Annotated in this window: 36 protein-coding genes; 16 read left to right on the top strand and 20 right to left on the bottom strand. The window is 64.2% G+C overall.

The genetic code is table 11. The features are described from left to right. Nucleotides 1-45: 45 nt before the first annotated feature. A complete protein-coding gene (locus ABEJ63_RS04965; protein ID WP_375795246.1) occupies nucleotides 46-273 on the top strand; it encodes a hypothetical protein in 228 nt (75 codons plus the stop codon). A 220-nt stretch (nucleotides 274-493) separates the two neighbouring features. After that, nucleotides 494-1,498, top strand: a complete 1,005-nt coding sequence (locus ABEJ63_RS04960) for a transcription initiation factor IIB family protein (RefSeq protein ID WP_375795245.1) — start codon at nucleotides 494-496, stop codon at nucleotides 1,496-1,498. Between the two features lie 233 nt (nucleotides 1,499-1,731). Here the strand turns inward: ABEJ63_RS04960 and ABEJ63_RS04955 are convergent, their stop codons facing one another. After that, nucleotides 1,732-2,133 (bottom strand): translation initiation factor IF-2 subunit beta, encoded by a 402-nt coding sequence (locus ABEJ63_RS04955; RefSeq protein WP_375795244.1) that lies wholly within the window; start codon nucleotides 2,131-2,133, stop codon nucleotides 1,732-1,734. 160 nt (nucleotides 2,134-2,293) lie between these two features. Here ABEJ63_RS04955 and ABEJ63_RS04950 point away from each other — a divergent pair, with 160 nt between their 5' ends. The 3 genes from ABEJ63_RS04950 to ABEJ63_RS04940 all read left to right on the top strand — a co-directional run bounded on the left by ABEJ63_RS04950 (nucleotide 2,294) and on the right by ABEJ63_RS04940 (nucleotide 3,844). Further along, complete coding sequence (locus ABEJ63_RS04950; RefSeq protein ID WP_375795243.1) at nucleotides 2,294-2,536, top strand: UPF0058 family protein; 243 nt, start codon at nucleotides 2,294-2,296, stop codon at nucleotides 2,534-2,536. Between the two features lie 63 nt (nucleotides 2,537-2,599). Further along, nucleotides 2,600-3,517, top strand: a complete 918-nt coding sequence (locus tag ABEJ63_RS04945; RefSeq protein WP_375795242.1) for a DNA-3-methyladenine glycosylase family protein — start codon at nucleotides 2,600-2,602, stop codon at nucleotides 3,515-3,517. A 36-nt stretch (nucleotides 3,518-3,553) separates the two neighbouring features. Next, nucleotides 3,554-3,844 carry an acylphosphatase gene (locus tag ABEJ63_RS04940; RefSeq protein WP_375795241.1) on the top strand — a complete coding sequence of 97 codons (291 nt, stop codon included), beginning with the start codon at nucleotides 3,554-3,556 and terminating at the stop codon, nucleotides 3,842-3,844. On the opposite strand, the gene ABEJ63_RS04935 is transcribed toward ABEJ63_RS04940, so the two are convergent. Further along, nucleotides 3,841-4,608 (bottom strand): hypothetical protein, encoded by a 768-nt coding sequence (locus tag ABEJ63_RS04935; protein WP_375795240.1) that lies wholly within the window; start codon nucleotides 4,606-4,608, stop codon nucleotides 3,841-3,843. The genes ABEJ63_RS04940 and ABEJ63_RS04935 overlap by 4 nt on opposite strands. Nucleotides 4,609-4,679: 71 nt before the next feature. Here ABEJ63_RS04935 and ABEJ63_RS04930 point away from each other — a divergent pair, with 71 nt between their 5' ends. Continuing rightward, nucleotides 4,680-6,110, top strand: a complete 1,431-nt coding sequence (locus ABEJ63_RS04930) for an NAD(P)H-hydrate dehydratase (protein ID WP_375795239.1) — start codon at nucleotides 4,680-4,682, stop codon at nucleotides 6,108-6,110. Here the strand turns inward: ABEJ63_RS04930 and ABEJ63_RS04925 are convergent. Genes ABEJ63_RS04925 through ABEJ63_RS04895 form a run of 7 tightly spaced genes read right to left on the bottom strand, consistent with a single transcriptional unit; the run spans nucleotide 6,107 to nucleotide 10,402 of the window. After that, complete coding sequence (locus ABEJ63_RS04925) at nucleotides 6,107-6,601, bottom strand: YkgJ family cysteine cluster protein (protein WP_375795238.1); 495 nt, start codon at nucleotides 6,599-6,601, stop codon at nucleotides 6,107-6,109. The genes ABEJ63_RS04930 and ABEJ63_RS04925 overlap by 4 nt on opposite strands. 36 nt (nucleotides 6,602-6,637) lie before the next feature. Continuing rightward, on the bottom strand, nucleotides 6,638-6,961 hold the full coding sequence (locus ABEJ63_RS04920) for a transcription factor S (protein WP_375795237.1): 324 nt from the start codon (nucleotides 6,959-6,961) through the stop codon (nucleotides 6,638-6,640). Nucleotides 6,962-7,007: 46 nt separating this feature from the next. Further along, nucleotides 7,008-7,454 carry a hypothetical protein gene (locus ABEJ63_RS04915; protein ID WP_375795236.1) on the bottom strand — a complete coding sequence of 149 codons (447 nt, stop codon included), beginning with the start codon at nucleotides 7,452-7,454 and terminating at the stop codon, nucleotides 7,008-7,010. A gap of 1 nt (nucleotide 7,455) precedes the next feature. After that, nucleotides 7,456-8,148 (bottom strand): hypothetical protein, encoded by a 693-nt coding sequence (locus ABEJ63_RS04910; protein ID WP_375795235.1) that lies wholly within the window; start codon nucleotides 8,146-8,148, stop codon nucleotides 7,456-7,458. A gap of 52 nt (nucleotides 8,149-8,200) precedes the next feature. Further along, nucleotides 8,201-9,037, bottom strand: coding sequence for an RAD55 family ATPase (locus ABEJ63_RS04905; RefSeq protein ID WP_375795234.1), 837 nt, complete (start codon nucleotides 9,035-9,037; stop codon nucleotides 8,201-8,203). A gap of 41 nt (nucleotides 9,038-9,078) precedes the next feature. After that, nucleotides 9,079-10,041, bottom strand: coding sequence for a beta-ribofuranosylaminobenzene 5'-phosphate synthase family protein (locus ABEJ63_RS04900; RefSeq protein WP_375795233.1), 963 nt, complete (start codon nucleotides 10,039-10,041; stop codon nucleotides 9,079-9,081). Between the two features lie 43 nt (nucleotides 10,042-10,084). Beyond that, entirely contained in the window at nucleotides 10,085-10,402 is a 318-nt protein-coding gene (locus tag ABEJ63_RS04895; RefSeq protein ID WP_375795232.1) for a cupin domain-containing protein, read from the bottom strand. A gap of 90 nt (nucleotides 10,403-10,492) precedes the next feature. Between ABEJ63_RS04895 and ABEJ63_RS04890 the strand changes: the two genes are divergently transcribed. Both ABEJ63_RS04890 and ABEJ63_RS04885 read left to right on the top strand, forming a co-directional pair. Beyond that, nucleotides 10,493-11,083: a GNAT family N-acetyltransferase gene (locus tag ABEJ63_RS04890; RefSeq protein WP_375795231.1), complete on the top strand. Its 591-nt coding sequence runs from the start codon at nucleotides 10,493-10,495 to the stop codon at nucleotides 11,081-11,083. Between the two features lie 20 nt (nucleotides 11,084-11,103). Continuing rightward, complete coding sequence (locus ABEJ63_RS04885) at nucleotides 11,104-11,736, top strand: dienelactone hydrolase family protein (protein ID WP_375795230.1); 633 nt, start codon at nucleotides 11,104-11,106, stop codon at nucleotides 11,734-11,736. On the opposite strand, the gene ABEJ63_RS04880 is transcribed toward ABEJ63_RS04885, so the two are convergent. After that, on the bottom strand, nucleotides 11,730-13,985 hold the full coding sequence (locus ABEJ63_RS04880) for an amino acid permease (RefSeq protein ID WP_375795229.1): 2,256 nt from the start codon (nucleotides 13,983-13,985) through the stop codon (nucleotides 11,730-11,732). The two genes, ABEJ63_RS04885 and ABEJ63_RS04880, sit on opposite strands and share 7 nt — an antisense overlap. Beyond that, nucleotides 13,982-14,404, bottom strand: a complete 423-nt coding sequence (locus ABEJ63_RS04875; protein ID WP_375795228.1) for a universal stress protein — start codon at nucleotides 14,402-14,404, stop codon at nucleotides 13,982-13,984. The genes ABEJ63_RS04880 and ABEJ63_RS04875 overlap by 4 nt, the downstream gene beginning before the upstream one ends. 148 nt (nucleotides 14,405-14,552) lie before the next feature. On the opposite strand from ABEJ63_RS04875, the gene ABEJ63_RS04870 reads away from it, so the two are divergent. Continuing rightward, a complete protein-coding gene (locus ABEJ63_RS04870; protein WP_375795227.1) occupies nucleotides 14,553-14,906 on the top strand; it encodes a HesB/IscA family protein in 354 nt (117 codons plus the stop codon). Nucleotides 14,907-14,910: 4 nt separating this feature from the next. Here ABEJ63_RS04870 and ABEJ63_RS04865 read toward each other — a convergent pair whose 3' ends face one another. The 7 genes from ABEJ63_RS04865 to ABEJ63_RS04835 are packed head-to-tail and all read right to left on the bottom strand — an operon-like array spanning nucleotide 14,911 to nucleotide 18,831. Then, nucleotides 14,911-15,108, bottom strand: a complete 198-nt coding sequence (locus ABEJ63_RS04865) for a dodecin (RefSeq protein WP_375795226.1) — start codon at nucleotides 15,106-15,108, stop codon at nucleotides 14,911-14,913. A gap of 31 nt (nucleotides 15,109-15,139) precedes the next feature. Continuing rightward, nucleotides 15,140-15,865 (bottom strand): hypothetical protein, encoded by a 726-nt coding sequence (locus ABEJ63_RS04860; protein WP_375795225.1) that lies wholly within the window; start codon nucleotides 15,863-15,865, stop codon nucleotides 15,140-15,142. 2 nt (nucleotides 15,866-15,867) lie between these two features. Continuing rightward, nucleotides 15,868-16,512 (bottom strand): hypothetical protein, encoded by a 645-nt coding sequence (locus ABEJ63_RS04855; RefSeq protein ID WP_375795224.1) that lies wholly within the window; start codon nucleotides 16,510-16,512, stop codon nucleotides 15,868-15,870. Between the two features lie 38 nt (nucleotides 16,513-16,550). Continuing rightward, nucleotides 16,551-17,513 carry a metal-dependent hydrolase gene (locus tag ABEJ63_RS04850; protein WP_375795223.1) on the bottom strand — a complete coding sequence of 321 codons (963 nt, stop codon included), beginning with the start codon at nucleotides 17,511-17,513 and terminating at the stop codon, nucleotides 16,551-16,553. Between the two features lie 57 nt (nucleotides 17,514-17,570). Continuing rightward, entirely contained in the window at nucleotides 17,571-18,176 is a 606-nt protein-coding gene (locus ABEJ63_RS04845) for a mechanosensitive ion channel domain-containing protein (RefSeq protein ID WP_375795222.1), read from the bottom strand. A gap of 30 nt (nucleotides 18,177-18,206) precedes the next feature. Further along, complete coding sequence (locus ABEJ63_RS04840; protein WP_375795221.1) at nucleotides 18,207-18,530, bottom strand: hypothetical protein; 324 nt, start codon at nucleotides 18,528-18,530, stop codon at nucleotides 18,207-18,209. A gap of 43 nt (nucleotides 18,531-18,573) precedes the next feature. Beyond that, a complete protein-coding gene (locus ABEJ63_RS04835; protein WP_375795220.1) occupies nucleotides 18,574-18,831 on the bottom strand; it encodes a DUF5816 domain-containing protein in 258 nt (85 codons plus the stop codon). 80 nt (nucleotides 18,832-18,911) lie between these two features. Between ABEJ63_RS04835 and ABEJ63_RS04830 the strand changes: the two genes are divergently transcribed. Together ABEJ63_RS04830 and ABEJ63_RS04825 are read left to right on the top strand one after the other, a co-directional pair. Beyond that, on the top strand, nucleotides 18,912-20,264 hold the full coding sequence (locus tag ABEJ63_RS04830; RefSeq protein WP_375795219.1) for a bifunctional metallophosphatase/5'-nucleotidase: 1,353 nt from the start codon (nucleotides 18,912-18,914) through the stop codon (nucleotides 20,262-20,264). 52 nt (nucleotides 20,265-20,316) lie between these two features. Beyond that, on the top strand, nucleotides 20,317-20,715 hold the full coding sequence (locus tag ABEJ63_RS04825; protein WP_375795218.1) for a universal stress protein: 399 nt from the start codon (nucleotides 20,317-20,319) through the stop codon (nucleotides 20,713-20,715). Here ABEJ63_RS04825 and ABEJ63_RS04820 read toward each other — a convergent pair. Then, nucleotides 20,712-21,692, bottom strand: a complete 981-nt coding sequence (locus ABEJ63_RS04820) for a mechanosensitive ion channel family protein (RefSeq protein WP_375795217.1) — start codon at nucleotides 21,690-21,692, stop codon at nucleotides 20,712-20,714. The two genes, ABEJ63_RS04825 and ABEJ63_RS04820, sit on opposite strands and share 4 nt — an antisense overlap. A gap of 85 nt (nucleotides 21,693-21,777) precedes the next feature. Here ABEJ63_RS04820 and ABEJ63_RS04815 point away from each other — a divergent pair, with 85 nt between their 5' ends. The 3 genes from ABEJ63_RS04815 (at nucleotide 21,778) to ABEJ63_RS04805 (ending at nucleotide 22,764) form a co-directional block, all read left to right on the top strand. After that, entirely contained in the window at nucleotides 21,778-21,960 is a 183-nt protein-coding gene (locus ABEJ63_RS04815) for a hypothetical protein (RefSeq protein ID WP_375795216.1), read from the top strand. After that, nucleotides 21,935-22,498 carry a proteasome assembly chaperone family protein gene (locus ABEJ63_RS04810; RefSeq protein ID WP_375795215.1) on the top strand — a complete coding sequence of 188 codons (564 nt, stop codon included), beginning with the start codon at nucleotides 21,935-21,937 and terminating at the stop codon, nucleotides 22,496-22,498. The genes ABEJ63_RS04815 and ABEJ63_RS04810 overlap by 26 nt, the downstream gene beginning before the upstream one ends. A 62-nt stretch (nucleotides 22,499-22,560) precedes the next feature. Continuing rightward, complete coding sequence (locus ABEJ63_RS04805; RefSeq protein ID WP_375795214.1) at nucleotides 22,561-22,764, top strand: hypothetical protein; 204 nt, start codon at nucleotides 22,561-22,563, stop codon at nucleotides 22,762-22,764. Here the strand turns inward: ABEJ63_RS04805 and ABEJ63_RS04800 are convergent, their stop codons facing one another. After that, entirely contained in the window at nucleotides 22,765-23,619 is an 855-nt protein-coding gene (locus ABEJ63_RS04800; RefSeq protein ID WP_375795213.1) for a translation initiation factor eIF-2B, read from the bottom strand. It lies immediately after the preceding gene. 83 nt (nucleotides 23,620-23,702) lie between these two features. On the opposite strand from ABEJ63_RS04800, the gene ABEJ63_RS04795 reads away from it, so the two are divergent. Both ABEJ63_RS04795 and ABEJ63_RS04790 read left to right on the top strand, forming a co-directional pair. After that, nucleotides 23,703-24,017 (top strand): hypothetical protein, encoded by a 315-nt coding sequence (locus ABEJ63_RS04795; RefSeq protein ID WP_375795212.1) that lies wholly within the window; start codon nucleotides 23,703-23,705, stop codon nucleotides 24,015-24,017. An 83-nt stretch (nucleotides 24,018-24,100) separates the two neighbouring features. Continuing rightward, nucleotides 24,101-24,259: a hypothetical protein gene (locus ABEJ63_RS04790; RefSeq protein ID WP_375795211.1), complete on the top strand. Its 159-nt coding sequence runs from the start codon at nucleotides 24,101-24,103 to the stop codon at nucleotides 24,257-24,259. The last annotated feature ends 24 nt before the right edge of the window (nucleotides 24,260-24,283 follow it).

Genomic DNA, 24,283 nt, shown 5'->3' with positions numbered 1-24,283 from the left:
GAGGCTGTTCCCAAAGGTTTTTTCGCCACGTGGTGACTGACACCCATGGCCGGAAGTACCACGGATGAGGGTCCCTCGCTTGACGCGAACACCGTCGTGCGTGCGGTTGAATTGCGCTGGAAACACGCTATCGTCGCGTTCCTACTCGGGGCAACCACCTATGCGCTGTACGGCGTGGCTGGCAAGTGGACGCTTGACGCGGCCGTGTTTGGTATGGCGACGTTGGCGCTGATCCTGTACAGCGCGGTCTCCTTCCGCGGCGACATTCGCTGAGCAACCCAGAAACGTTTAGATTCTTTCGTCAATCTTTGACGGGTTACCGGAATATTGCGATTCCCGTGTGAGAGCGTCTCGTGCGGGCATTCGAGCAGGTTTGAGGGGCGCACACTGGCGACAGTTTTAAATACTTATCGCACTTACAGATAGTTAGCAAGCGCGGTGCCGGCCCTCCTGGTATTCCCCTGCCCGGTAGCCCGTTGCCACCCTTTCAATCATGAGTGAATCAGAGATACGCACCCACCGACGATCCGAGACGGATGCCGAAACCACGAGCCGCGAGCGTGCCGCTAACGAGACGCAGGTAGACGCAGAGTCAGAGTCCGAGTTTACCTGTCCGGAATGTGGCGGCGACCTCCGATCGGACGCTGAGCACGGCGAGACGGTCTGTGAAGACTGCGGACTCGTTGTCGAGTCTGATGAAATCGACCGTGGGCCGGAGTGGCGCGCGTTCGACTCTGCCGAGCGCGATCAAAAATCCCGCGTCGGCGCCCCGACGACGAACATGATGCACGACAAGGGGCTGTCGACGAATATCGGCTGGCAGGACAAAGACGCCTACGGCAAGTCTCTGTCCAACCGCCAGCGGCAGAAGATGCAGCGGCTGCGGACGTGGAACGAGCGGTTCCGCACCCGTGACTCCAAGGAGCGCAATCTCAAGCAGGCCCTCGGCGAGATCGACCGGATGGCCTCCGCGCTCGGCCTCCCAGACAACGTGAGGGAGACTGCCAGCGTCATCTACCGGCGGGCGCTCAGCGAGAACCTCCTGCCGGGTCGCTCCATCGAGGGGGTCTCCACGGCCGCCGTGTACGCGGCTGCCCGGCAGGCGGGTGTTCCCCGCTCGCTCGATGAGGTCCACAGCGTCTCCCGAATCGACAAGATGGAACTCACCCGGACGTACCGCTACGTCGTCCGTGAACTTGGCCTAGAGGTCGCACCCGCTGACCCCGAAAGCTACATTCCCCGGTTCGCCTCTGACCTCGACCTCTCTGACGAGGCCGAGATTCGGGCCCGGAAACTCATCGAGGCCGCCCGCGAGGCCGGCCAACTCTCCGGAAAGTCGCCGGTCGGGCTCGCGGCGGCCGCGGTGTACGCGGCAGCACTCCTGACGAACGAGAAGGTAACCCAGTCAGAGGTCGGCGAGGTAGCCGACATCTCGGAGGTCACCATCCGCAATCGCTACAAGGAACTACTCGAGGCAGAAGGCGTCGTCACCGCCTAACTCACTCGGTAGCTCTGCCACCAAAGGTTTTCACGCTCCCGGCCGACGCCCGGGTATGGTCGAAACGTACGTGAGATTGCTGTGTCCGGAGTGTGGCAAACACTGGGAGAAATCGCCTAACGACCTCCCTGAGCCGGCTCGAACTTTCCATTGCACGAACTGTCATGCTAGCCGCCGGCTCTCTGAGTTCGCCCGCACCGAGCACGACCTCGAGACGATGCAGACTTTCTAACTCAGGCGCCCGCTGGCGTCCGCTCGCCACAGGCCTCACACTGCCGGTAGGTCGTTCCGTCCGTCTCGTCGAGATTCGTATCTGGGAGTCCGCACTCCGGACAGAGCACGTAGTCGTCGGCGTACGACTCAAGAGCGTCTCGGACACGGCGTTGCTTGAATGATCCGGTGAGTCGGAGTCGGCCTGACTCGTCGATGCTGGCAGCAGTGCCCAGCTCAGATTGCAGATACTTCATGACACGGTCCTCACCACGACCGAGGCGGTCGATTGTCTCCTGGAAGTTCTCAAACAGCGTGAAGTTGCCGTCAGCCCTGAGTTCGGGGTCGGGCAGCGAGAAGCGACCCGCGCTCCCGCTCGCGTCTGCCCGCGACATCGCGCGGTCGAGATGGTCGTCGTAGCTCATATCGGACGGTCGGACCGGCGGATTCAAAAGCCGTTCGGCAGGCTGTGGCCTCGTGAACGTCTCACGCGGTCTCTCGGCCCGTCACGGCCGATTTGGGGCCTGCATGTTAACGTTACTCAGGATAATAATATAACCCTCCAAGCGTAAGCCGAGACTGACTATGAAAAAGCAGGAGCTAATCCACCTTCACGGGCTTCTCGCGGAGGTACGAACACACTACGAGGACTCGAACGGAATCGAAATTGACCACGACGACTACGCTTCTCTCGGCGTCCAGCCCACCTCCATTCACCGCTCGAAGACCGACCACAAGGCGGCTGTCTTCGCGCTTGCAGAGGGGCTCACCGATGCGATGGCGACGGATTCGACCGAACAGGAACCCGTCTCTGCCGCCGCGGACTGATCTGCGGTAGCGCTTCTCGTCGCGGACCGAAACCCCGAAGCGGCGGCTCCACCTCTCGCGTATATGCACGAGGGGGCTATCCCGCTCGCGGACCTGTCCGGCGGCTTCGACATGCAGTCCACCGTTGAGTCCGGCCAGACGTATCTGTGGGACCGGGTCGACGGCCGGATGTTCGAGGACGAACACGCTTGGGGTGGCGACGCTTGGTACCACACAACCCTGCCGGGGTCGTTCACCCCCGGCGGCGGGCCAGCCGTTATTCGGGCCCGACAGATTGACGAGCGCATCGAGTGGGTCGCCTCGACGCCGCACGCTCCCGCACTCCTTACCCACCTGCTTCGGCTCGACGACGACTTGTCGGCGGTGATAGCAGGGTGTCCAGACCTGCCGCTACTCAAGCGAGCCTTCGACGCATATCGTGGGATGCGGCTGGTCCGTGACCCCGCGTTCGCCTGTCTCATCTCGTTCATCTGCTCAGCACAGATGCGCGTTGAGCGGATTCACGGGATGTGCCGACGGCTTGCCCGCGAGTATGGCCGCGCGGTCGAGTTCGACGGAGACACTTACCACACGTTCCCCACCCCCAATCGGCTGGCGGCCGCCACCGAGGCGGATCTCCGTGACCTCTCGTTAGGCTACCGGGCGCCGTACGTCCAGCGGACGGCCGAACTCGTTGCCGATGGGACAGCCCACCCCGATGAGGCCAGACGGCTCCCCTACGAGGAGGCCCGTGAGTACCTCACGCAGTTCGTCGGCGTCGGCGAGAAGGTAGCCGACTGCGTGCTCCTCTTCTCGCTGGGGTTTCTCGAGGCTGTCCCGCTGGACACGTGGATACGCACCGCTATCGCTGACTACTTTCCCGACTGTGACCAAGACGGCTACGCTGAGACTTCCCGTGCCATCCGCCAGCGGTTCGGCAGCACATACGCGGGGTACGCACAGACCTACGTGTTCTTCTACCTTCGCACCGGCGGCGAGTAGCGAGAGTTCTTTTCCACTCCGCTCCAGAGTCCGTACATGAGCACCGACGCGACCGACCGGGTCCGCGCGCACATGTTCATCTCTGGACACGTCCAAGGCGTCTACTACCGCGCGACGACCCGCGACAAAGCTCGCGAGCGAGGCGTTGACGGCTGGGTCCGCAACTTGGATGACGGCCGCGTCGAGGCCGTCTTCGAGGGGCCACGCGAAGCAGTCGACGCGATGGTCAAGTGGTGTCACGAGGGGAGCCCACAGGCTCGCGTCGATGACGTGGCGGTCGACTACACCGATCCTGAGGGCGAGGACGGCTTCCGGGTCCGCCGCTAGCGGTAGCGGGCGACCGGCTCCATCGCGGCCGCTCGTAGCCCATCAGTGTCGGCGAGCTCGGCGTAGTGACGCCGGACCAGCCGCGCAAGCAGCCGGTCGCGGACCCGCTCGACGGACGGGGCCGCAAGCGCGGCAGTCGTCTCCGCGACCCGCTCCGGGGTGACATACTGGTCGACGAACGCCTCTGGCGAGCAGCCCTCGGCGGTCGATACTGGCTCTCCGACTGGACCGAAGAAGACCGTCTCTGGGCCGTCCTTCTGGCGAATACGCGTGCCGGCCGCGGGGCCGTCGTACCACGCCGATGCCGGCGTGTCGTGGTGTTCGAAGTCGAAGTCGCGGGCCGGGAGCTCCCGCTCGAAGACATTCAACGGCACGAGCCCGAGTCGCTCGAAGGCGGCGTGGGCCACATCGACCGGTAGCAGCGAGCCATCTGGGCGGCATATCGCGGTTCCGAGGAACGCCGGCAGCCGCGCCCAGTCATATGTGACTCCTTCCTCGCGGGTCGCCACCCCATAAAAGGTGTAATCGCTGGGTTCCTCAACCTCCGCGGTGAACGACTTGCCCGCGAACTCTGCGCGGACGGCCTCGACGGCCGCGGCGACGGCCAGCGGCTCCTCACCTGGGGCGAAGGCATCCGTCTCGTCGCCAAAATTGAAGCCACCGTCATAACGGAACCGGAGTCGGCCCCCCAGTACGTGCTCCCGGAGCCACAGGTGACCGGAATCGAAGTCGGCATCTCGGCGCAAGGGTGGGAACGACTCCACCCACGTTCGGAGCATCGCTAACAATAAAAACCCCGCACGGGCTTTTTATCGTCGGCTGCGAACGCTCGCATATGATACAGAGCGACGAGATGGCGGTCGTCGACGCCAACAGCGAGGCGCTCGGCGTGCCGCGCAAGCAGCTCATGGAGTCGTCGGGCAATGCTGTGGCCCGCGCGGTCCGCGACCGGACGGCACCAGGCGAGTCCGTTGCGTTTGTCTGCGGGCGCGGCAACAATGGTGGCGACGCGATGGTGGCCGCGCGGTTTCTCTCTGACCGCAAGGTGACGGTTCACCTACTCGGCCGACCGGCGACTATCAGTACGGATATTGCCCGCGAGAACTGGGCGGCGCTTGAGGCGGCCGAGCTTGACGCGCGGGTCGTCCGCGACTCGGCAGAGTTCGCGATCGATTCGCCCGCGCTGGTTGTCGATGCGATGCTCGGAACGGGCGTGACTGGCCGACTCCGGGAACCAGAGGCGACGATTGCCCGACGGCTCAACGAGGCGGCGGTGCCTGTCCTCTCTGTCGATGTCCCAAGCGGCATCGATGCCGACACCGGCGAGGCAGCCGGCCCCGCCGTAGAGGCGGACGCCGTCGTCACCTTCCACGATATGAAACCCGGGCTTGAGGCGCTCGACGTCACAGTGACCGTCGCAGACATCGGCATCCCCGATGCCGCAGAGCGGCTCGTCGAGCGGGGCGACCTCCTCCGGCTCTCCCGACGCCCTGAGAGCCACAAGGGGGACCATGGGGAGGTGCTCGTCGTCGGCGGCGGTCCCTACACGGGGGCGCCGGCGCTGGCTGCGCAGGCCGCGCTCCGAGCGGGGGCAGACCTTGTTCGCGTCGCCTGCCCCGAGCAGATTGCGCGCGATGTACAGGGATACGCCGAAGAACTCATCGTCCGCGGCTTCACGGGCGACCGGCTACGACCCACCGTCGTCGACTCGCTGCTTGACCGTGCGGCCACGCACGACGCGGTTGTCCTCGGGCCTGGACTCGGGAATATCGATGAAACGCTTGCTGCTGTCCAGTCTTTCCTCACGGAATACGACGGGACCGCCGTGGTCGACGCCGATGCGCTCCAAGTAGTTCCAACTGTTGAGACGGACGCGACGCTCGTATGCACGCCCCATCAGGGAGAACTCCGGGCCATGGGCGGTGAGACGGCCGAAGACCCCCGTGAGCGGGCGAAGCTCGTTGAGTCGTTCGCCACGGAACTGGGCCACACGCTACTTGTCAAGGGGGCACAGGATGTTGTCTCTGACGGGGAGGTGACCCGTCGTAACCGAACTGGCAACCCGGGGATGACCGTCGGCGGCACGGGCGATGTGCTCGCGGGGGTCGTCGCTGCGCTCGTCTGCCGGCTCCCCACGCACGCAGCCGCAGCCGTTGGCGCATACGCGACCGGCCGAGCCGGCGACCGGGTGGTCGAGCGACAAGGCCACGGCCTGCTAGCTGGTGACCTCTTGGCTGAACTGTCGCCTGCTCTTCGCTACGATTAGAGTTCAACCTTTGTCGTTGGGTCCGCGAGTTCCCAGAGCCGCTCGGGGAGGAATGCGTCGAGGTGGTCAACAACCCGACGCTCACTGACATTCAGCCCGTCGCAGTGTTCTTCGGCCTCTTCCCGGACGGAAACACGAATATCTTCGTCATCGAGTGACACCTCGAGCGGGAAGACAGAACAGCGCGCCGGCTTCCAGTCGTGTTCGGCATGGAGCGCGCAGAGTCCGTCGTCATCGAGGAAGTAGCAGGCCGCGCCGTCGTCGTCGACGTGGGCCGTTCGGTCCTTTTGCTCGCGGCGCACGAAGTCGCGCCCGCGAAACTCGGTGGTTGAGGCGTTCAGATCTGCCCGTTCGGCTAACCCGCGGAAATCTGGCTCGTACAACAGGACGCCGTGGTGACAACACCACGTGCAGTCGTCGACACACTCAAAAGTCAACTCAGGATCGAAGTCGACGACAACTTCTTTTCCGGGATATACCTCAACGCGCACGGCATCTCTCCGAGACGGACGGTCAAACGTCTTTGCCTAATTGTACTCGCGCCAGCGGTATCCACACTCGGTGCACTTAAAAAAACGCGTCGGCGGCTCGTCAGCGCTGCCAGTTTGCTTGATTGTGTACCACGCCGTTGTGTTGCCGCAGTCGTCACACCGGACGTCGTCGTCCGTTGGCTTTCCCTCGAAGTTAGCGTCCTCGCTGGTCTCGATGACATCACCCTCGTCTTGAGTTGTTGTCGAGACGTATGCTTCCGATAGCGCGTCATCTTTCGGGACGCTGTGGCCGCAGTCGGCACAGACCATCTGTTCGCCGTCTGCGTGCATCATCGAGCCACATTCGTCGCAAAACTGCATATCAGATATGGGTGCCGCGGGCGGAAAATCCTCCCGCTCCCCGTGGTCACTCGTCGAGACTCGTCGACTCGACGAAGCCGCGCTCGGCCACTACCGGGCAGTCGGTAACGAGCAGATGGTCGGTGTTGACCAATTCGTGTATCGCTGTCCCTTCGTGGGTACACGCGACGGTCGGGGGCTCCGAAAAATAGTCACACCGCTCGCAGTACTGGCTTTTTGGGACGACGACACCCTCCGTGTCGGCGGGCCGTTCGGGCGTGGCATCCAGCCCTACCGACGGCGTCTCCACGCCGTCTGCCTCCCCAGAGAGGAGTTCATCCACATCTGCATCGGCCAACTGTTCCACTTCGAGGTCCATCTCGGTAAATAACTCGTCGTCCGAGACCGGGGCGGCGTCGCCGAACTCGTCGAGTTCGGCGAAGGGGTCTTCATCACCAGCGTTTTCCTCGTCGTCTCCCAGTTCAGCGAACGGGTCCGTCTCGTCGTTGCTCACGTCATTCCTCCCCGAGCAGCTTCGGTGTCGAGAACAGACCGCTTTCGCCAGTGAGGTCTCCGAAGTCCATATCACAGTAGGGACACGCTGACTCAGTGAGCATCCCGATGTCGACGGACTCTCCACAGGCGTCACAGTCGGCACTCCGGAAGCCTCGCCGGGCAGCAGTACGTTTTAGCTCGGCCAGCCGGTCGTCGTCGCCGCCTCCAACGGCCCGCTTGAGCTGAACGACGGCGCTGGCGACTTGCCGGAGCCGCCCCTCAAGCGTCTCGAGACGGTCGTCGTGTCCCTCAATGTCTGCCTCAAGATCGGCCAGTCCCGCTTCGATTGCACTTACGCTCTCATCGAGTTCTGCGACAGCGTCCTCGACCCCGTCAATGCGGTCGAACTCGACGTGGTTGTGGTCAGCCGGTGCCTTGGCGTCTGCCTCCTGTTTCACTTGGATGACCCGGCTCCGGACGTCGTCTATTTTCTCGTCGAGTTCCTCGTCGAGCGCGTCGACGCGGGCTGCTATGTCGTCGACATCTGTGTAGTCGGCGTCTGCCTCCGTTAGCGCCAGCCGGGTCGCTTCGAGCAGCCGGCCGAGCAGCTGCTCGCGATTCATCCCATGTTCTGAGGCCTGATTGTCCAACCACGCTTCGAGATCAGGCGGGAGATGAACAGAGAGTGGTTCGCCCTCGGACTCAGCGGCCATTAGAAGGTCTACGACCGCGCGGCAAATAAGCTTGGTCCCCGGACAGCAGAGTTCAGCGTATCTTCCGGACGTCGCTGATGTCGAAGCCGGCATCACCAATCTCAGTTTCGAACTGGACGATGTCCTCGGCCTCGATGCGCGACAGGACACCACGGAATTGCCGGACGACGAGTGTCCGTGCACGTGCGGATCCCCCAGACTCCCACTCGAACATAAATGTGCCGTCGCAGGCGTCGATGAGTTGGCCGTGTTCCTCGTCCGATAGTGTCTCGTGATTGAGTAGGACGAGTACCAGTCCCCCCCATTCGTAGGCGGCCCGCGACATGCCCTTCAGGAGAGTGGGGATATCAGACCAGGCCAGTTCGTCGCCGGCGGCACTAATCAAATCGGTCAGTGAATCGATGACAACGAGGTTGTCTGTGGCGTGCTCCGTGAGGACATCTCCGAGTGCCTCCGTGACGCTTGAGCGGTCGGTCCCCTGCCCTAAGTCGGAGATGGTGGCCGTCTTCGCGGAGTACCAATCCCGGGGCACCGGCGAGAGCCGAAAGTACTCTGGTGAGAGGTCGTGGAACGTGACACCCTCGGAGGCTGCCTCGACAATCTCGTCGTTTAGAACGTGTTCTATCTCCCGGCGGAGCCGCGACTCCTCGGCCGTGAAAGAGATGAAGTGGATTTCGGGCGGAACTGAGGCCCCCTCGACGACATCCCCATAGTAGAGGTCGAACTCTTCAGGGTCGGCCCGCGAAAGCGCGTTCATCATCGTCGCAGTGTACATGAACGCCCGGGCACCGGCCCCCGCCTCGCCTGAAAGCATCACCAAACTCCCCGCCGGCGCGCCACCGTCGATAGTGGTGTCCAGCCGGCGGACGCCGAACGGGATGCGGTTCATACAGGTATGTACGTCGGGCCGAACTTAAGCGGGCCGCCGGCTCAGACCGTCCGTGCACCGTCGTTCGCGAACGAAACCACCCGGACATCGCCCTCGACACCCGTCTCCGCGAGCGCAGTCCCGGCGGCAGCACGCGCCGCATCCGCCCGGTCGGCGTCGGTCAGCGCGTAGACAACCGGCCCCCACGACGACTGACCAACCCCGTCGACTGCGGGGTTGCCAGTGAGGGCGTCTACGAGCGCGCCGGCTGGCGGCCGGTAGACGCCCCCCTGCGCGTCTGCGTACCACGAGCCGTTGAGTCGGTCGAATTCGGCGGCTGCGCGGCCGAATGCACCTAAATCGCCTGTGACCATCGCCGGTAGTAGCCGCCGGGTCAACAGCCCGGCTAACTCGTCGGCTATTCCCGGATCGGCCGTCTCGACGGCCGCCCGCATGGAGGCGTCTTCGCGGTCGCCTGACCGACCCGAAGCGGCGTTTGGCACCAATAGTACCGCCCGCCAGGCATCGGGCACATCGTGGCGCGCGACCACCGGCGGGACGGTCCACTCGCCGTCGGCCGGCCGATCAGTCGTGAACTGGCCCGTCGGATGGCCGGCATCAACGAGGAAGCCGCCCGACTCGAAAGCACCAACACCGACACCCGACCGGCCGCCACGTCCGAGCGCCGGTGCTCGCTCGCGAACTTGCGGTTCGTGGTCGTATGCAGCCGCAACGGCCGCGAGCGTCGCCAGCGCCAGCTGTGTTCCCGAACCGAGTCCGACGTGTCGAGGTAGCGACGACTCGATGGTCACAGCCGCGCCGGGGACATCTAATAGGTCACATGCCCGGGCTGCATACTCTGTCGCGAGTTCATCTGTACACTCGACTCGGTCGGCGGCGTCGGCGACCACGGTTACTCGCGGCTCCTCGAGCGCGAGGCCGACGCCACCGTACAGGCGTGCGTGTGCGAGCGAGAGATTAAGAAAGCCGACGTGGAGGCGTGCACCGGCCGAGACGCGTGTCATGTCGACACTCTGGGCGGGAGGCGGTTTGCGCGTTTCGCCCGCGTCAGCCGCCGCCCGGTAGCGGACACAGCGACGCCGTCAGCACGGCCGTCTCGTCGCCGTCGTTGCGCGCGCCGTGAGCCCTCCCGCGCTCGTGCAGCACTACGCCCGGCGCTGTTACCCTTGCTTCCTCGTCGTCCTGCAGGACGGTCACGGTCCCCTCGGTGACGTGGAACACGTTCGTCGCGTCGGGGTGGTCGTGCGGTTCCATCTCCGCGCCTGGGCCGAGCGCGAAGGCCTTCACCAGCACATCGTCGGTGACGACGACCTCCGCGGTTTCGAGTTCACCGGCGTCGGGGTTGAGGTCGGGATACCGGTCCATACCTGCCCCTTGATGGCCGGCGGCAAGTCGTTTGCCATCGGCTGACGAACTCCCCACAGGATTTTTGAGACGTGCGTAGATATTCGACGCGTGTTTCCGGAGACGTTGCTGACCGACCGGCTCCGTTTCGAACGACTCGCTCGCGAGTACGTCCCGCTCCCTGAGTACTACACGCTAGTAAGTGCCGACAAAAACTTGACCGCCGACGAGGAGTTTCGCTACATCCCGCGAGAACCGGTCAAGACGCTCGGCGGCGCCGCGGAGCGACTCGATGAGTTCGAGCGCCAGTGGGCAGACCGCGAGCGGGCCGAGTATGCCCTCCGGACCCGCGAGGGCGAGGACACCTGCGCGCTGGCGGGCACTGCCGGACTGATCTTCGAGTGGGACCGAGAGCTAGCAAACCTCGCAATTCGGCTCCGAAAGCGGTTCTGGGGACGCGGCTACTCCGGTGAACGGGCCGATGCCCTCTTGCGCCTCGCCTTTGAGCATCTCGGACTGGACTGTGTCGCCGTGCCGGTCCACGCGGGCAACGAGCGGTCGCGCCGCGCCGTCAAGCGGTACGTTGAGCGGTGGGGTGGCCGCCACGAAGGGCTGCTTCGCAACGACGGCACCCGCGGGGACAGGCCCGTCGATCGTCATCGGTTCACGATTACGCGCGAGGAGTACGAAGCGGCGAAGTGACTCCGGTCCAACCTCAAAGCGTGAGCGAGACGGTACTGATTCCGGGCGGCCGGGACGTCCGCGCGAGCCTCGATTCGCCTGGTGCCGATGCCTGCGTTGTCGCTTGCCCGCCTCACCCCCAGTTGGGCGGCAAGCGGAGCGACCGCCGACTGCGTGGGGTCGCTGACGTGCTTTCGGGAACAGCCCCCGACGGTGATGCCACGCGACCAGCTGTGGCGACGCTCCGATTCGATTACGCCTCGTGGGACGAAGGGACGGGAGAGGTGGCCGACGCTCGGAGTGCACTCTCGTGGGCGCACGACCGGTACGAGCCTGTTGGCCTGTTCGGCTACTCGTTCGGGGGTGGTATCGCCTTGCTAGCAGCCGCCCGCGAGAGCCGTGTCGACCGGGCGCCCGTCGCTGTCGCGGCCCTCGCTCCCAGCGCACGACCGGGCAGACTCGCCGCTGCAGCCGCGATTGGCGACATTGAGTGTCCGGGCTATGTGCTGTACGGCGAGCGAGACACCACCGCTGAGTGGGAACCGGTGGTTGAGCGCGCCCGCGAGGCCGGCTGGCGCGTTGAGTCGATGGCGGTCGACCACCACTTCGTCCGACAGACCGACACGGTCGGCCGGCGGTGTGGCGCGTTCCTGCGAACGGTAATGGGCTACTGATTCCCGAACAACCGCTCGCGGAGGGTGCGGTCGCGCGCCCGCTCGGTCAACAGTACTGAGCAGTCGATATCGTTGACTACCTCCATCGCTAACGAGCCGCGGACGAGCCGCGAAAGTAGTCCTCGCTCGGTGGCGCCAATAGTCACGAGGGTAGCGTCTTCGGCGGCGGCAGCGATAGCTGTCTCGACATCACCTGTCTCAACCTGCAGGCGAGCGTCCTCCAAGCCGTTGGCCTCTGCCCACCCCGATAGGAACGTCTCGCCGGCCTCAACGCTGTCGGCGACATGCAGCAATGTCACTGTCGAACCGTACTGCTCGCGAAGGATCCCTGCGACGGCTGCCGCCAGTTCCGAGTCTGGGCCGCCGGCAGTCGGCACTAGCACCTGCTCGGGCTCAAAGCCGCGATCCTTCAACACGAGGAAGTCACATGGAACTTGCTCGGCGAGGTCGTCGTAAGCCGACTCCACGCGTCCAGGCGAGCCGTGGCTGTCTGGTCCCCACCCCATCACGACGGTGTCGGCCTCGTGCGTCCGGGCGGCGTCGAATACCTCTTCGAAGCCACGGTGTGAGACAATGGTGTGGGTCTCGACCGGAACGCCCAGCGACTCGGCGTCAACCCGGCCCGCCTCCAGCAGACGGTCGGTGTAATCGTCAAACTGTTCGACGTGCTCGCTGGCGTACTCAAGCGTGGTCTGGTCTGGGACGGTGACGATGTGGACTAAGTCCAGCGTCCCCCCTTCGTGTTTAGCAACAGTAGCCCCCAACTCAACTAACTCCTCTTCCGTCTCGGGGTTGGCGAGCGGTACCATCACCCGGTAATCGCCGCCGTCCGGTTGGACCGACGCCGCCGCCGACACCGCTGCGTCGGGCAGTTCGTCGGCCCGTGAGAGAATATGCTCACCGAGAATCCCTTGTTTGTCGGTCCGCGAGCGAGCGTAGCCAAGATACCAGACGACTGCTGCGGCGGTGATGCCAAACGAGAGGAGCCGTGCCTTCGGTTCGACGTACGCCAGCAGCGCGAATGAGAGGCCTGTCCCAAGAATCGGGACGAGTGGGTACAGTGGGACGGTGAAATCCGGCTGGTACTCCTCGGGATTGACGTATCGCATTGCGACCAGCGCCACATTGAGTAGACCGTAAATGATGAGATGCAGCCCCGAGGCAGCTCCCGACAGCAGCGCGATATCGCCGAGCAGAATAAACAGAAGGATGAGGCCACCTGTGATGCCGATAGCGCGGTACGGTGTCCCGAAGCGCGGGTGTATCTCGTTGAGCTCCGGCGTAACGATGTTGTCACGCCCCATGGCGAAGTTGATGCGCGAGGAAGCAAGAATCGACGCGTTCGCGCTTGAGGCCGTCGCGAGTAGGCCGCCGAACAGCAATGCACCGCCCATCAGCGAGCCTTGAACGAACTGGCCCACCTCAACGACGGCGATAGGCTGTGTCTCGCCAGGGGCGACATCAGTCACGAGGTCAGCAATGAACCCCTGTGGGACGGCTGCGCTCATGACGACGAGCACGAGCGCGTAGATGACCGTCACGAGCACGACGCTCCCGATGACTGCCCGCGGGAGGTTCTTTCCGGGTTCTTTAATCTCCTCCGCGACGCTCGTTATCTGGACAAAGCCGAGATAGGAGACGAAAATAAAGCCGGTCGTCCCCAGTGTCTCGCCGACACTGCTGGCTGCCGGCAGGTTCGCCGGCTTCGCTTGGAGCGTCCCTAGTAGCGTGAACACTGCAAGGATGGCCACAAGGAGAATCACAATGACGTTCTGGAGTCCGCCGGTCTCTTTCGCTCCGACGTAGTTCACCGAGACGAACAGCACACCGGCGGCGAGTGCGGCTACCGTCACCACGTTGAGCCCGACGGGGCCAATCCCGACGGTGCCGCTGACGCCGAAAATGCGAGACACGTAGCGACCGAAGCCGACCATATAGAAGGCACTCGCAAAGGCGAGGCCGAGCCAGTTCGCCCATCCGGCGATTGAGCCGAACAGCGGCCCAAGCGCATGGTTAACATAGTAGTAAGCCCCACCCGACCGCGGCATTGCCGTTCCGAGTTCACTGGCCGACAGCGCCGTAAACATCGCGATTACACCGCCGAGGACAAATGCAACCGCCGCGAGGGAGCCGGCTCGGAGAATGGCATCGCCAGGCAATACAAAGATGCCAGCGCCAATCATCGTCCCGACGCCGATGGTCAGTGCCGCGAGCGGGCCGAGGTCCTTGGCCAATTCTTCGTCGCTCACTTAGACCCCTCCTCTGGAACAACGATGATCGGCCGGTCGGCGTCGTCAATCAGGTCTCGCGTTATGTTCCCAGTCAGGACGCGTGCGAACCAGCCGCCGCCTCGTGGCGTGAAAGCAATGGCGTCAGCCCCGGCGTCGGCGGCCGCGCTCACGAGTCCGTCGGCGACGTTGGTGTCGTAGACGACGGCCGTCTCTACCGTGCCGTCGTACAGTTGGCGGAACCGGTCAAATGCAGCTTCTGCAGCTGCTTCACGCTGTTCGACCCCCGCCTTGTCGGGGGCGCCGCCGGCCTTCTCGACGACGTGGACCACAGTTACTTGATCGGTGGTGAGGTGAGCCGCAAGCGCCAACGCCGTCCGCTCAGCGTCCTCAGCGGCAGCGACGGGCACGATCAGGTGGTCGAAGCGGCCCTTACCCATCGGCACCACCGGGCGCTGACCGGTCGCCCGTCTGGCGGAGTTGGTGGTGCGATTCGTTCATACCGGTGGCTTGCGGCCCCAGCGCATAAGCGTTGACACCATCAACGCTGGGCGTCACCGTTTTGACCCTGTAGGTGGAGTACCGAGTATGAGCACGGCCGAAACTGCACCGCCGGTCGACATCACCCGGTCTGCCGCCGAGCAGGCGCTTGACCTGCTGCGAGGCGAGGACATGGATACCGATGAAGCCGGTCTGCGGCTGTTCGTCCAGCAGGGCGGTTGTGCGGGGCTGTCCTACGGGATGCGCTTCGACACCAAACCGGAGGAAGACGACACTATCGTAGAGGGCCACGGGCTCCGCGTATTCGTTGATCCAGCGAGCTTGGAGTACATCGGTGGCGCAACCCTCGACTTCGAGGGCGGCCTACAGGGGAAAGGATTCTCGGTCGAGAACCCCAACGCTGAGAGCGAGTGTGGTTGCGGCGAGAGTTTCCGGACCTAACCCACTACTCTAGTTCGAACGCTACCTCGACTTCCGCTTGGTACTCGCGGCCTTCCACCGAGGCCACCTCGACGCCGAACTCCTCAACCTCGACCCATTTCACGTTGTCCAGCGTCTCATCTGCACGGTCTAGTGCGTCGTCGACAGCGTGGTCAAAGCTCTCGGGGCTCTGGCCAATCAGCGTTATCTTCTTGAATACCATATGAGCGCGTTCGGTCGGCCGGCTGGTAAAGCTACTCCCGGCTGTCCGGCTCGCCGCCCGCTGTCTCGCCGGCCGTCCCACCAGTCGGCTTCCGCTCGCCGTCGTCAGGACGGTCAAGCCGGTCGGCGAGCGCGCCAACCACGTCCGACAGGTGGGCAGTACCCCATACTGCGACAACGACGGCACCCACCGAGTCGAACACCAAATCCAGCAGCGTGTCGCCCAATCCGTACTGGGTGAGGACTGAGCCCGTGCCCGCGAGCGCGGCTGCCTCGCCGATGGTGAACTCAATGACCTCCCAGAAGACGCCAAACGCGAGCGTCACCAGCAGGATGAACACGAACATGAACCGGGAAGGAAGCCGAACACGGTCGTTGTGGACGTCAACGGCTCGCGCCACCGAGTAGCCAGCGGCAGCGACGACACTAGCCGAGAGCGCGTGCGTCATGTGGTCCCACCACCATGTATTCCGGTAAAAGCTCCCCTCCATTCCTGGAAGCCCGATAGTGCCGAACGCGTGGAGGAACACCGCCGCGGTCATCCATAGCGTGAGTCCAGCGTCCATCGGGATGCCATAGTCCCGCTCCAGTACGCCCGGCAGCCGCGTGACCAGGATACCGACCGCACTGTTGACAACCACGCCAGTGCTCCCATTCCACAGGCCGATAAGGAAAATACCGACCAACCCGAGTTCCATCCCGCGGACAAGCTGCCGCTGGCGCGGCTGGCTGATACCGAGCCGCGCGCGAAGCTTCACGTCTACACCTCCTGCTCAATGGCCGCAAGCAACTCATCATCGCGGCCGAGCCGTCGGAAGTATCCCTCAAACAGCGCCCCTGCGCCGATACCCGCAATGAATGAGGCGACGAATTCAATCATAAGTTGGTGCTCCGCGGCGGCCAGCGCCGCCTCCGAGGCGGCCGTCCCGCCGGGCGGTAGGAGAAGAGTCGTCCCGAGTAGGATGTCTGAGGCATAGCGGACGACGGCCCATAGTCCGGCTGCGGCCATCGTCGCGATGATGACGAACGCGACGGCGAACCGGTAGCTCATCTCGACCGGCGTGAGCAGATGGAGTTCGACAGCGACAACAAGCGCGACAGCCGCCACCGCAATGTACGTAATCACGTCGCTCTGTAGCGGTGCGAACTCAACGAGTACACGCGCCACAAGCGGCAGCGCCGCCACAAACAGCACCTCCCACGGGAGCATCGCCAGCGGGTTGCGATAGACGACCGGCAGCACGAGCGCGAGCGCGGCGACGACGACCGCGAATCCAGCCCACAATGGGTCAACCGTCACCGCGTTTGCACCCGCGACGACGAGCAAGAACGCAATCAGCAGCCACGCGGCGGCCGCGTTCGTCCGCGCATCCTGCAGGACGGTACCGAGTCCGGTCTCACTCATACCAGTTCGTCGGGACGGCTTGACATTAGCTCCCGGGCTCATCCTGCGACGAGGTAGGCGGCGGTGTAAGCGACGGCCGCCAGCGTGACGGCCGTGAGCCCAGTCACCGCGAGCGTCGTCGCCTGTCGGCGAAGGTCGACCAGCGACGACGCCTCCACTGCGGGCACCGGAGCGGCCGCGGCGAAGCCGATGCCCAACAGCGGGAAAACGAAGTGGTAGGAGACGTCCAGCGTGGGTGCAGGTGCGACGGCTGCGAAGCCGGCGAAGCCGATCCCGAGTGCGGCCCGTAGCTGGAGCCGCCGCCCCACGGCCGTGGCCCACCCCGATCGCGCGAACGCGCCGGTCGCCCACAGGTAGATGATAAGTGCAATCCAGAATGTCGACAACTCGAGGAATAGAGGCGCAAGCAGGTTCAGCGTCGGGTCGACTGACACCGTCGGGCGGGCCGCAACGAGAGTGATATCGAAGGGATAGAGAAACGCGGGCGGCTCGCCAGTGAGTAGGTCACCGGGAGGGTGCGACAGCAGGCCGAGTGCGGCCGTCGTGGCCACACCCGCCGGCCCGATGCCGACCAGCCTGCCGACCGTCGCCAGCGCAGCGACCGTGAGTACGAACAGCGCGGTAACGGCCCCGCCGAGTGCCCCTGAGACAACAGCCGCAACGATAGCCAGCCCACACAGAAGCAACCCGCCAGCGAGCTGCGCTCGCCGTTCTGCTGCGGCGAGCCCACCCGCGGCCAGCGCAGCGACGCTACCGACGACAAACGAGTGGGTAACGACCCGGTGAACGCGGGCACTGGCCGCCCAGAAGCCTCCTGCAGCCTCCAGCAGGCTGTCGCTGCCGACGAGACCGACAAGCGCGTACGCGACGTCGACGTCCGGCGCGAGCCCGAAGGCGCCGGCCAGTAGTCCTAATGTCAGCGCCCGCTCGCGTGCCACCCCGCGTGCGTGAGCGAGGCCAGCCGCCAGCGCGAACGCAAGCAGACCGTGGCCGACGAACATACCCGCCGTTGCGCGCCGTCGGGCATAACTCGTCCGGCGGACATGCTAACACCCCGCTCAGCTGGATTTCTTTGATTCTCCTGGCTCTGCCGACTCATCCGGCGCACTCTTTTGGGTCCACTTCTTTTCGATCTCCGCGTTACCCCGCACGACGGTGTCGCCGTCCACATCAAAACGGGTCTTCCGGAGTTCGATGGCCTTCACCCGGCCGACGGCGCCACCGATATCGACGGTGTCTCCGGGATTGAAATCGGGGTCACGGAGTAAGTAGACACCTGCGACGGCATCGGCGAGCATCCCCGAGACGGCATAGGAAACGCCCAGTGCGACGAACCCAGTTGCAGTGCCGAGTGACGCTGCGATGCCGTCGAGCCCTACCACCGAAAGGAATGACAGTACAACGCCGAAGGCGAGAAAGACGAACACCACCGTCGAGATGAACTGGCGGTACACAGGCGACTCGCCCGCGAACGTTCGGTCGAGGCCGTATCGAACCGCTGTCATGACGAGCTTTACCACTAAGCCAGCGACGATGAGGAAGGTGACGCCTGCGATGATGCGTGGCAGCGCGGCGACGAAGCTTGCGACGAACTCCCTGAGCGCGAATTCCACGATGGCAGTGAGGTCGCCGGATAGCGGCACCGGCGTCGACTGGGCGAACATACCGTCGGGTAACGGCCCGGGGTCGAAAAGCTACCCCTCGCCAGGGGCCGCGAGCGTCCCCGCGTCGGGGTGGAGCACATCGTAGCCGTCGTCGTTGACGGCGACGACTGCCCAGTCGTAGGGGAACTCGCCTGCGCGAAGCCGGTCGCGGACCGCGCGTGCTCGTTCTCGCTCCACGACAAAACAGCGGAGGCGGCCAACATCAGGCGCCTCTGATGGCGACTGTGTCGTCACGTGAACGGTGCGCCACTTCCGAGTGGCACGCAGTTCCTCACCGTGTTCTTCCACCTCGTAGCCGAGGTCACGGAATATCGATGCGGCCCGCGCCGCGAGCCGAGTCGTGGCTGCTGCCATTCATTTGGAGGTTGTCGTGGACCATGTTAACTGTTGGCACTGGTCACTCGTGTGCTGCGTCCCTCTCGTCAGGACGTTTAAAGTTCTCGCAGTCATTACATTGGAGGCGGCCCATCGAGCCCATCGCGTTCGAGAGTGAGTCGCAGTTGTCACAGATGTAGCCCCAGCGGCGCTCGCGGTCCTCGTCAAGGAAGACGGCATAGAAGGGCGCCAGCGAGCCCCGCTCGGCCTCATCGTGGGCGACATAGAGCCGTCGGCCGTCCGGGGCTTCCCGTGGCTCGAGCCCGCCTGTATCGTGCATGGGAACCGTTCCGTGCTTGTCCAGATTAACCCTTCGGCGCAAGCCGAAGCCGTTTTTCACGCTCCCCGCCTCCCCGTGGTATGACCCTCCGTCTCCTCCATTACTCGGACGTCGAAAACGCCTATGACGCCCCCGACCGTATCGGACGGCTGGCCGGCACCGTCCGAGCGCGCCGGGACGCCGATACGCTCGTGTTCGGCACCGGCGACAACACATCTCCCGGCGTGCTCCCGCTCGTAACCCGTGGCGAACAGGCGCTCGACTTTTTTGCGGCTGTCGAACCGGACGCAGACACGTTCGGTAACCACGACTTCGACTACGGGCCAGACCGCGCGCTCGAACTGGTCGATCGCGCCCCACAGCCGTGGTTGTGTGCAAACGTCCGCCGTGACGGCGCTCCGTTCGGCCGAGACCACGATGTCCATCCGTGGCGCGTCTTCGAAGCCGGTGGCGCCCGCGTAGGCGTCTTCGGTGTCGTCACCCCTAAGACGGCGAGCATCAACCCCGCGACGGGTGATGTCTCTTTCAGCGATCCAATCGTCGCCGCCGAAGCAGCTGTCGAGGCTCTCCGCGAGCAGGATGTCGACTACATTGTCTGTCTATCTCATCTCGGCCGGGGCGACGAGCAGTTAGCCACGGCTGTCGATGTAGACGTCGTGCTCGGTGGCCATAACCACGCGGAGACCGTCGAGCGGCTTGGGGACACCTTGCTCACTCGCCCTGGCGCAAACGGTGAGATTCTGTTCGAGATCGACCTACCGGCCCGCGAAGTGACTCGCCACATCGTTGTCGAGGGCCCACTTAACGAGTCCATCCGGGACGCCATGGCAGATCGGATGGCTGCGGCAGGCGTGGACGATCGCGTGGCGACCGTCGAAGAGCCTATCGAGCGGACAGAGGCGGCCTGTTTCGGCGGCGAGTCGCGGGTGGGCAACTTTGTCGCTGACGCGTACCGATGGTACGCCGACGCGGATGTCGGTCTCCAGAACGCCGGGGGTATTCGGTCTGGACCGCCGCTCACCGACGAGGTGACCGTCGGCGATCTAATCTCTCTCGTCCCATTTGAAGAGCCGCTGGCCGTCGCAGAGGTGTCCGGCGCGACCCTCCGGCGCGCGTTCGCCCAAGGCGAGGGGTCGCGGCTCGGTTTCGGCGAGCCGGACTGGTGGCATGCGCATGTCTCCGGCGCAACACTCGTCTACGACCGGGCAGCCGGCGACCTCCGTGAGGCGACGGTGGGCGGCGAGCCGATTCGCCCGGACCGGACCTACCGGGTAGCACTGTCGGACTATCTGCTTCACTCCGATGACGAATTTCCCGCTCTTGACGAACATCACCGTGTCGACCGGCTTGAGGTGCAGTACCGCGTGCTTGAGGCGTACGCCCGTGAGTTGAGCATCGACCCACAGGTGGAGGGGCGAATAAAATGGGTTTAGCTGAATTGAGCCGAACGGAAAGACACTCCCCGTCGGACGTATACCGGCCCGTATGACGCTGGTGGTCGTCCCCGTTCGATACCCGCTCTCGGAGCACTCGCAGCGCACGCTCCGTGAAGCCATCGAGCTCGCGGAGCAGCACGACGCCGACCTGTCGGTGCTCCACGTGAATCTCTACCAGACGGACGACCGCGTAAGCCGCGCGGGGCTCAAACGCGCGGTCGAGCGGGTGTTTGGCCGGCTGGACCGGGCCCGCTACGTCGTCCGGTCGGGCTTTCTTGTCGAGGAAACCATCCTTGAGGAAGTGGTTGCCGAGGAGGCCGACTACGTCGTCATCGGTCGCAAGCAAGCCGGTCGGTGGCGCCGGATGATTCGCTCGCTCGTCGATGACCCCGATATCGACGCATTCCTGCGGGAGGAACTCGATGCAAAGGTCGTCACCGTTGACTAAGTGTCCTCGCGGCGACGCTTGGTCGCCCGTTCGTCCGGGCGCGGCTCATCGGGACCGCGGTGGCGGGCGTTCACTTGGAGTTCGCCGCTGGTGTCGTCAAAGACAAGATGTGAGTGGGGGTACGCAAACTCCACGTCGGCGTTGACGAGCGCCTCTCCGACGTTCGTCTGCACCCGCGAGCGGAGCGTCAACAGTTTGTACGGCTCCTCGGCCCAGTAGCGGAGTCGGAGGTTCACACCGTGGTCGGCATATGCGTCGATGTAGCAGGTAGGTGCGGCAGGGTAGCGGGCACCGCCGATGCGAATGTCTGGCCCGCCCTCAATGACCCGGTCGACCTGTCGGGCCGCCCGCTCAATGAGCCGGCGCGCCTCCTCAATGTCAGACTCGTAGGTGACCAGCAGGTCTAAAGAGAGCCGAGTACGGGAATCTTCTGCTGAAAAGTTGACCACGTCGCGGTCGCGCATTGCTCCGTTCGGCACAACCAGAAAGGTGTTGTCCAGCGTGAACACCTTGGTGTACCGGAGAGTAATGTCCTCAACGAAGCCGTAGGTGTTCTGCTCAGGCAGATGTATCATATCGCCGATTTCGTAGGGCTGCTCGGTTAGAATGAACACGCCGTTGATGAGACTTCCCACAAGCGGCGCGAGCACGATACCGAGCACGGCGGAGAACACTGATAACGAGATGGTCAGGTCGCCCAATCGGATACCGAGCACCCCCAGTCCGATGAACGCCCCCAGCAGGATGACGAGCGTCTGGATGGTCCGCAGTACGGTCTGGGTAACGCTCTGACGGCGAAACCGACGGGCCACACGCCGACCCAACACGCGCCGGGTCAACTTCGAGAGGTAGTAGGCGACAAGTAGGACGACAACGGCGACCACCCCACGAAACAGCGTTGGAGGAACGAAGGACAGGAACTCCGGCAGCGCGAGTCCAGTCCCGCCGCCGGCCGGGGTTCCGTCCTGTAGCGTCATACCTGTGGGAGACCCCCGTTCCGAAAAAGGGTTTCTCCCCACCGGCCGCCAGGAGGTCTATGGGTTCGGGTCTCGTGGAGCCTACATGACTTCGACCCCGTCATTTGAGCTTCGCGCCGAGACGCCTAATGCCGACACTCTTGTCTGTGGCATCGCTGAGTACGGGCTTGCAGGCCTGACGGCCGCGGACTACCTCGTCGACAAGCTTGAGTTCGCGCCGGCGGGCCACGTCGCCGCGAGCGGTGTCGCTACCCTTTGCCCCGTTTGAGGGGGGAACGCCCCGCCGACACACCCGGCTGTTCGCTGGTGACGGCGGGCCGGCCGCCCTCTTGGGAGAACTGCCCGTGCCGCCGGCCGGCGCCGAGTCGTTCGGCCAGGCGGTCGTCGGGTGGGCCGACGAAGCTGACCTCGAGGAGGTGGTGTTCCTCTCCGGAGTGCCTGTCGCGCACGGCCCAGACGATCATCGGGCATTCTACATCGCCTCCGAAGGGTACCAGACGAGACACGATCTTTCAGAGGTGGCCCCGATGCTGGGTGGGTTCCTCGACGGCGTCACCGGCGCGGTGACGGCCGCGGGGATGGACCACGATGTCGACACGTGCGTGTTCACGACGCCTGTCCACGCACAGTCCCCCGATGCCGAGGCGGCGCTTCGGCTGCTCGACGGGTTTGCAGCCGTCCACAACATCGCGGTCGACACAGATCCGCTTCGGGCGTTTGCCGACGAACTGGCCCGTCACTACGCGGAACTCGCCGAGCGGGTGAACCGAGAGGAGCCTGCTGCTGACGACCGGATGTACATGTGAGCCGTGGGGTGTGTTGACGCGACTGCGGTCAGGCCTTTATTCGTGTAGCACCAACACTGTGTATGAGCGAGCGACCACGCGCGGACCCCCCGGAAGACGACACGCAGGAGTCGGAGAAAATGGCCCTGTTCTGTCAGGAGTGTGGCCACGAGAGTCCGATGACCGGTGACTGGCTTGTCCGCGAAGGGACGGACGGTTACCATGTTGTTTGTCCGGACTGCGGTACCGTCGTTGTCGCTCAGCCAGTGTTCGGCGCGCTGGCGTAATTACTGCCGGCGGGTCGTCTCGTCGGTGACGACCTCGTCTACGAGGTGAATCGGTGTTGCGTCGTACGCGGGGTTATGAATCTCGAATCCCTCTGCCGGCTCTCGCATCACTTCCGTCGGTGAGCGATGTTCGTTCTCGAAGCTGAACCCTCCTGACTCGATGATTTTCGACGACGACCCGACGACCGATACTGGGACCGCCAGTTGTGCAGCTGTCGCTGCGATAGGGAACGTCCCCACGCGGTTGTAGTAAGTGTCCTCAACGATGCAGGTCATCCCCAAGACGACCCGGTCGCAGTCGTCGAGCACCTCGCCGGCGGCAGCGTCCACCAACAGGTGTGGCTCCACACGGTCGATACCCGCAAGCGTACGGGCTGCCTTTCGGCCAAGGTACCGCGGGCGTGCCTCTGTTACGTAGACGTCGAGGTGGGTACCATCACGAGCAGCCAACTCGATAGCTTCCAGCAATGTAGAGGAGTAGTCGTGTGTGAGCACCGTCTCGCCATCCTCGAACGTCTCGGCAGCCCGCTCGGCAGCCTGCTGTTTCCCTGTCTGGACTGTCTCGACCACGCGGTCAATGACCTCGTCTGTCCGCTTTTTCGCTTCCGACACGTCTGGAGCGTCTGCAGCCTCGACCGTCTCGACGATTTCTCGCTGAGTTGTGTGCAGCGACGCGTGTGAGGGGTTCGCACGCCGTAGCGCGTTGGAGTTCCGTTCTAGGTCTCGCACATACTCCGCGACGGTCGGGTACTCGCGGTCGAACAGTTCGCGGAGTGCCTCGGCCGCCTTCACCGCGACGACCGAGGAGGAGTGAGTCCCCATCCGCTCAATTTCCGCGACCGTCTCGTCTATCATGTCGGAACCGAGGCCGGGCGCGGGCAAAGTCCTTCTGGGTAGCCGACCCGGCTGCTCAAGCCCACCGAGTGCGTATAGTCGGTATGGTCACCGTCAGCTACCACTGTCCACGCTGCGAGGCGGTCGCACGGCTTGAGCGGGACCCCTACCTCGCGGATCGGTGTGTCACGCCCGACCCGCTGAACGGCTGGGAATATGTCCCTGCCTATGAACTCGACGGCGAGACGGACCCACAGGAACGGGCCGACGGCGTCGAACTCGTCTGTGGCGCCGCCGAGACGGACGGGGAAGGATGCGGCGAGCCGTACTACCTCTCGTTTGTCGCTTTCGATGAGGGGAATCGCAGAGAGCCGCCGGGCCGCTCTGTCGACGCCAACTTCGAGTTTCTGCGCCAGTAGTCCCCGTCACACACTCCCGTGAAACCGCCTCACGCGACGCCCATAATCCAGAACGTACTTACCTCGGTGCTCAAACCCCCAGTATGGCTAGTTGTCTCAACTGTGAGTCCTACGTCTCAGAGCAGTATGTGAAGGTGTTTGCCCCCGACGAACTCGACAGTGTGCGGGTCTGCCCCCACTGCGAGGACAAGATGCGTGACGGCAACGGTGTGCGAGAGGCGCGCGCACCACGTCAGCAGTAGCCTCGCGTTCGCGCGGAACTCTCG

The organism is Halosegnis sp. (assembly GCF_042216475.1).
GTDB lineage: Archaea > Halobacteriota > Halobacteria > Halobacteriales > Haloarculaceae > Halosegnis.
The sequence above is the reverse complement of the archived record's forward strand: the minus strand, read 5'-3'. Positions and strand labels throughout refer to the sequence as shown.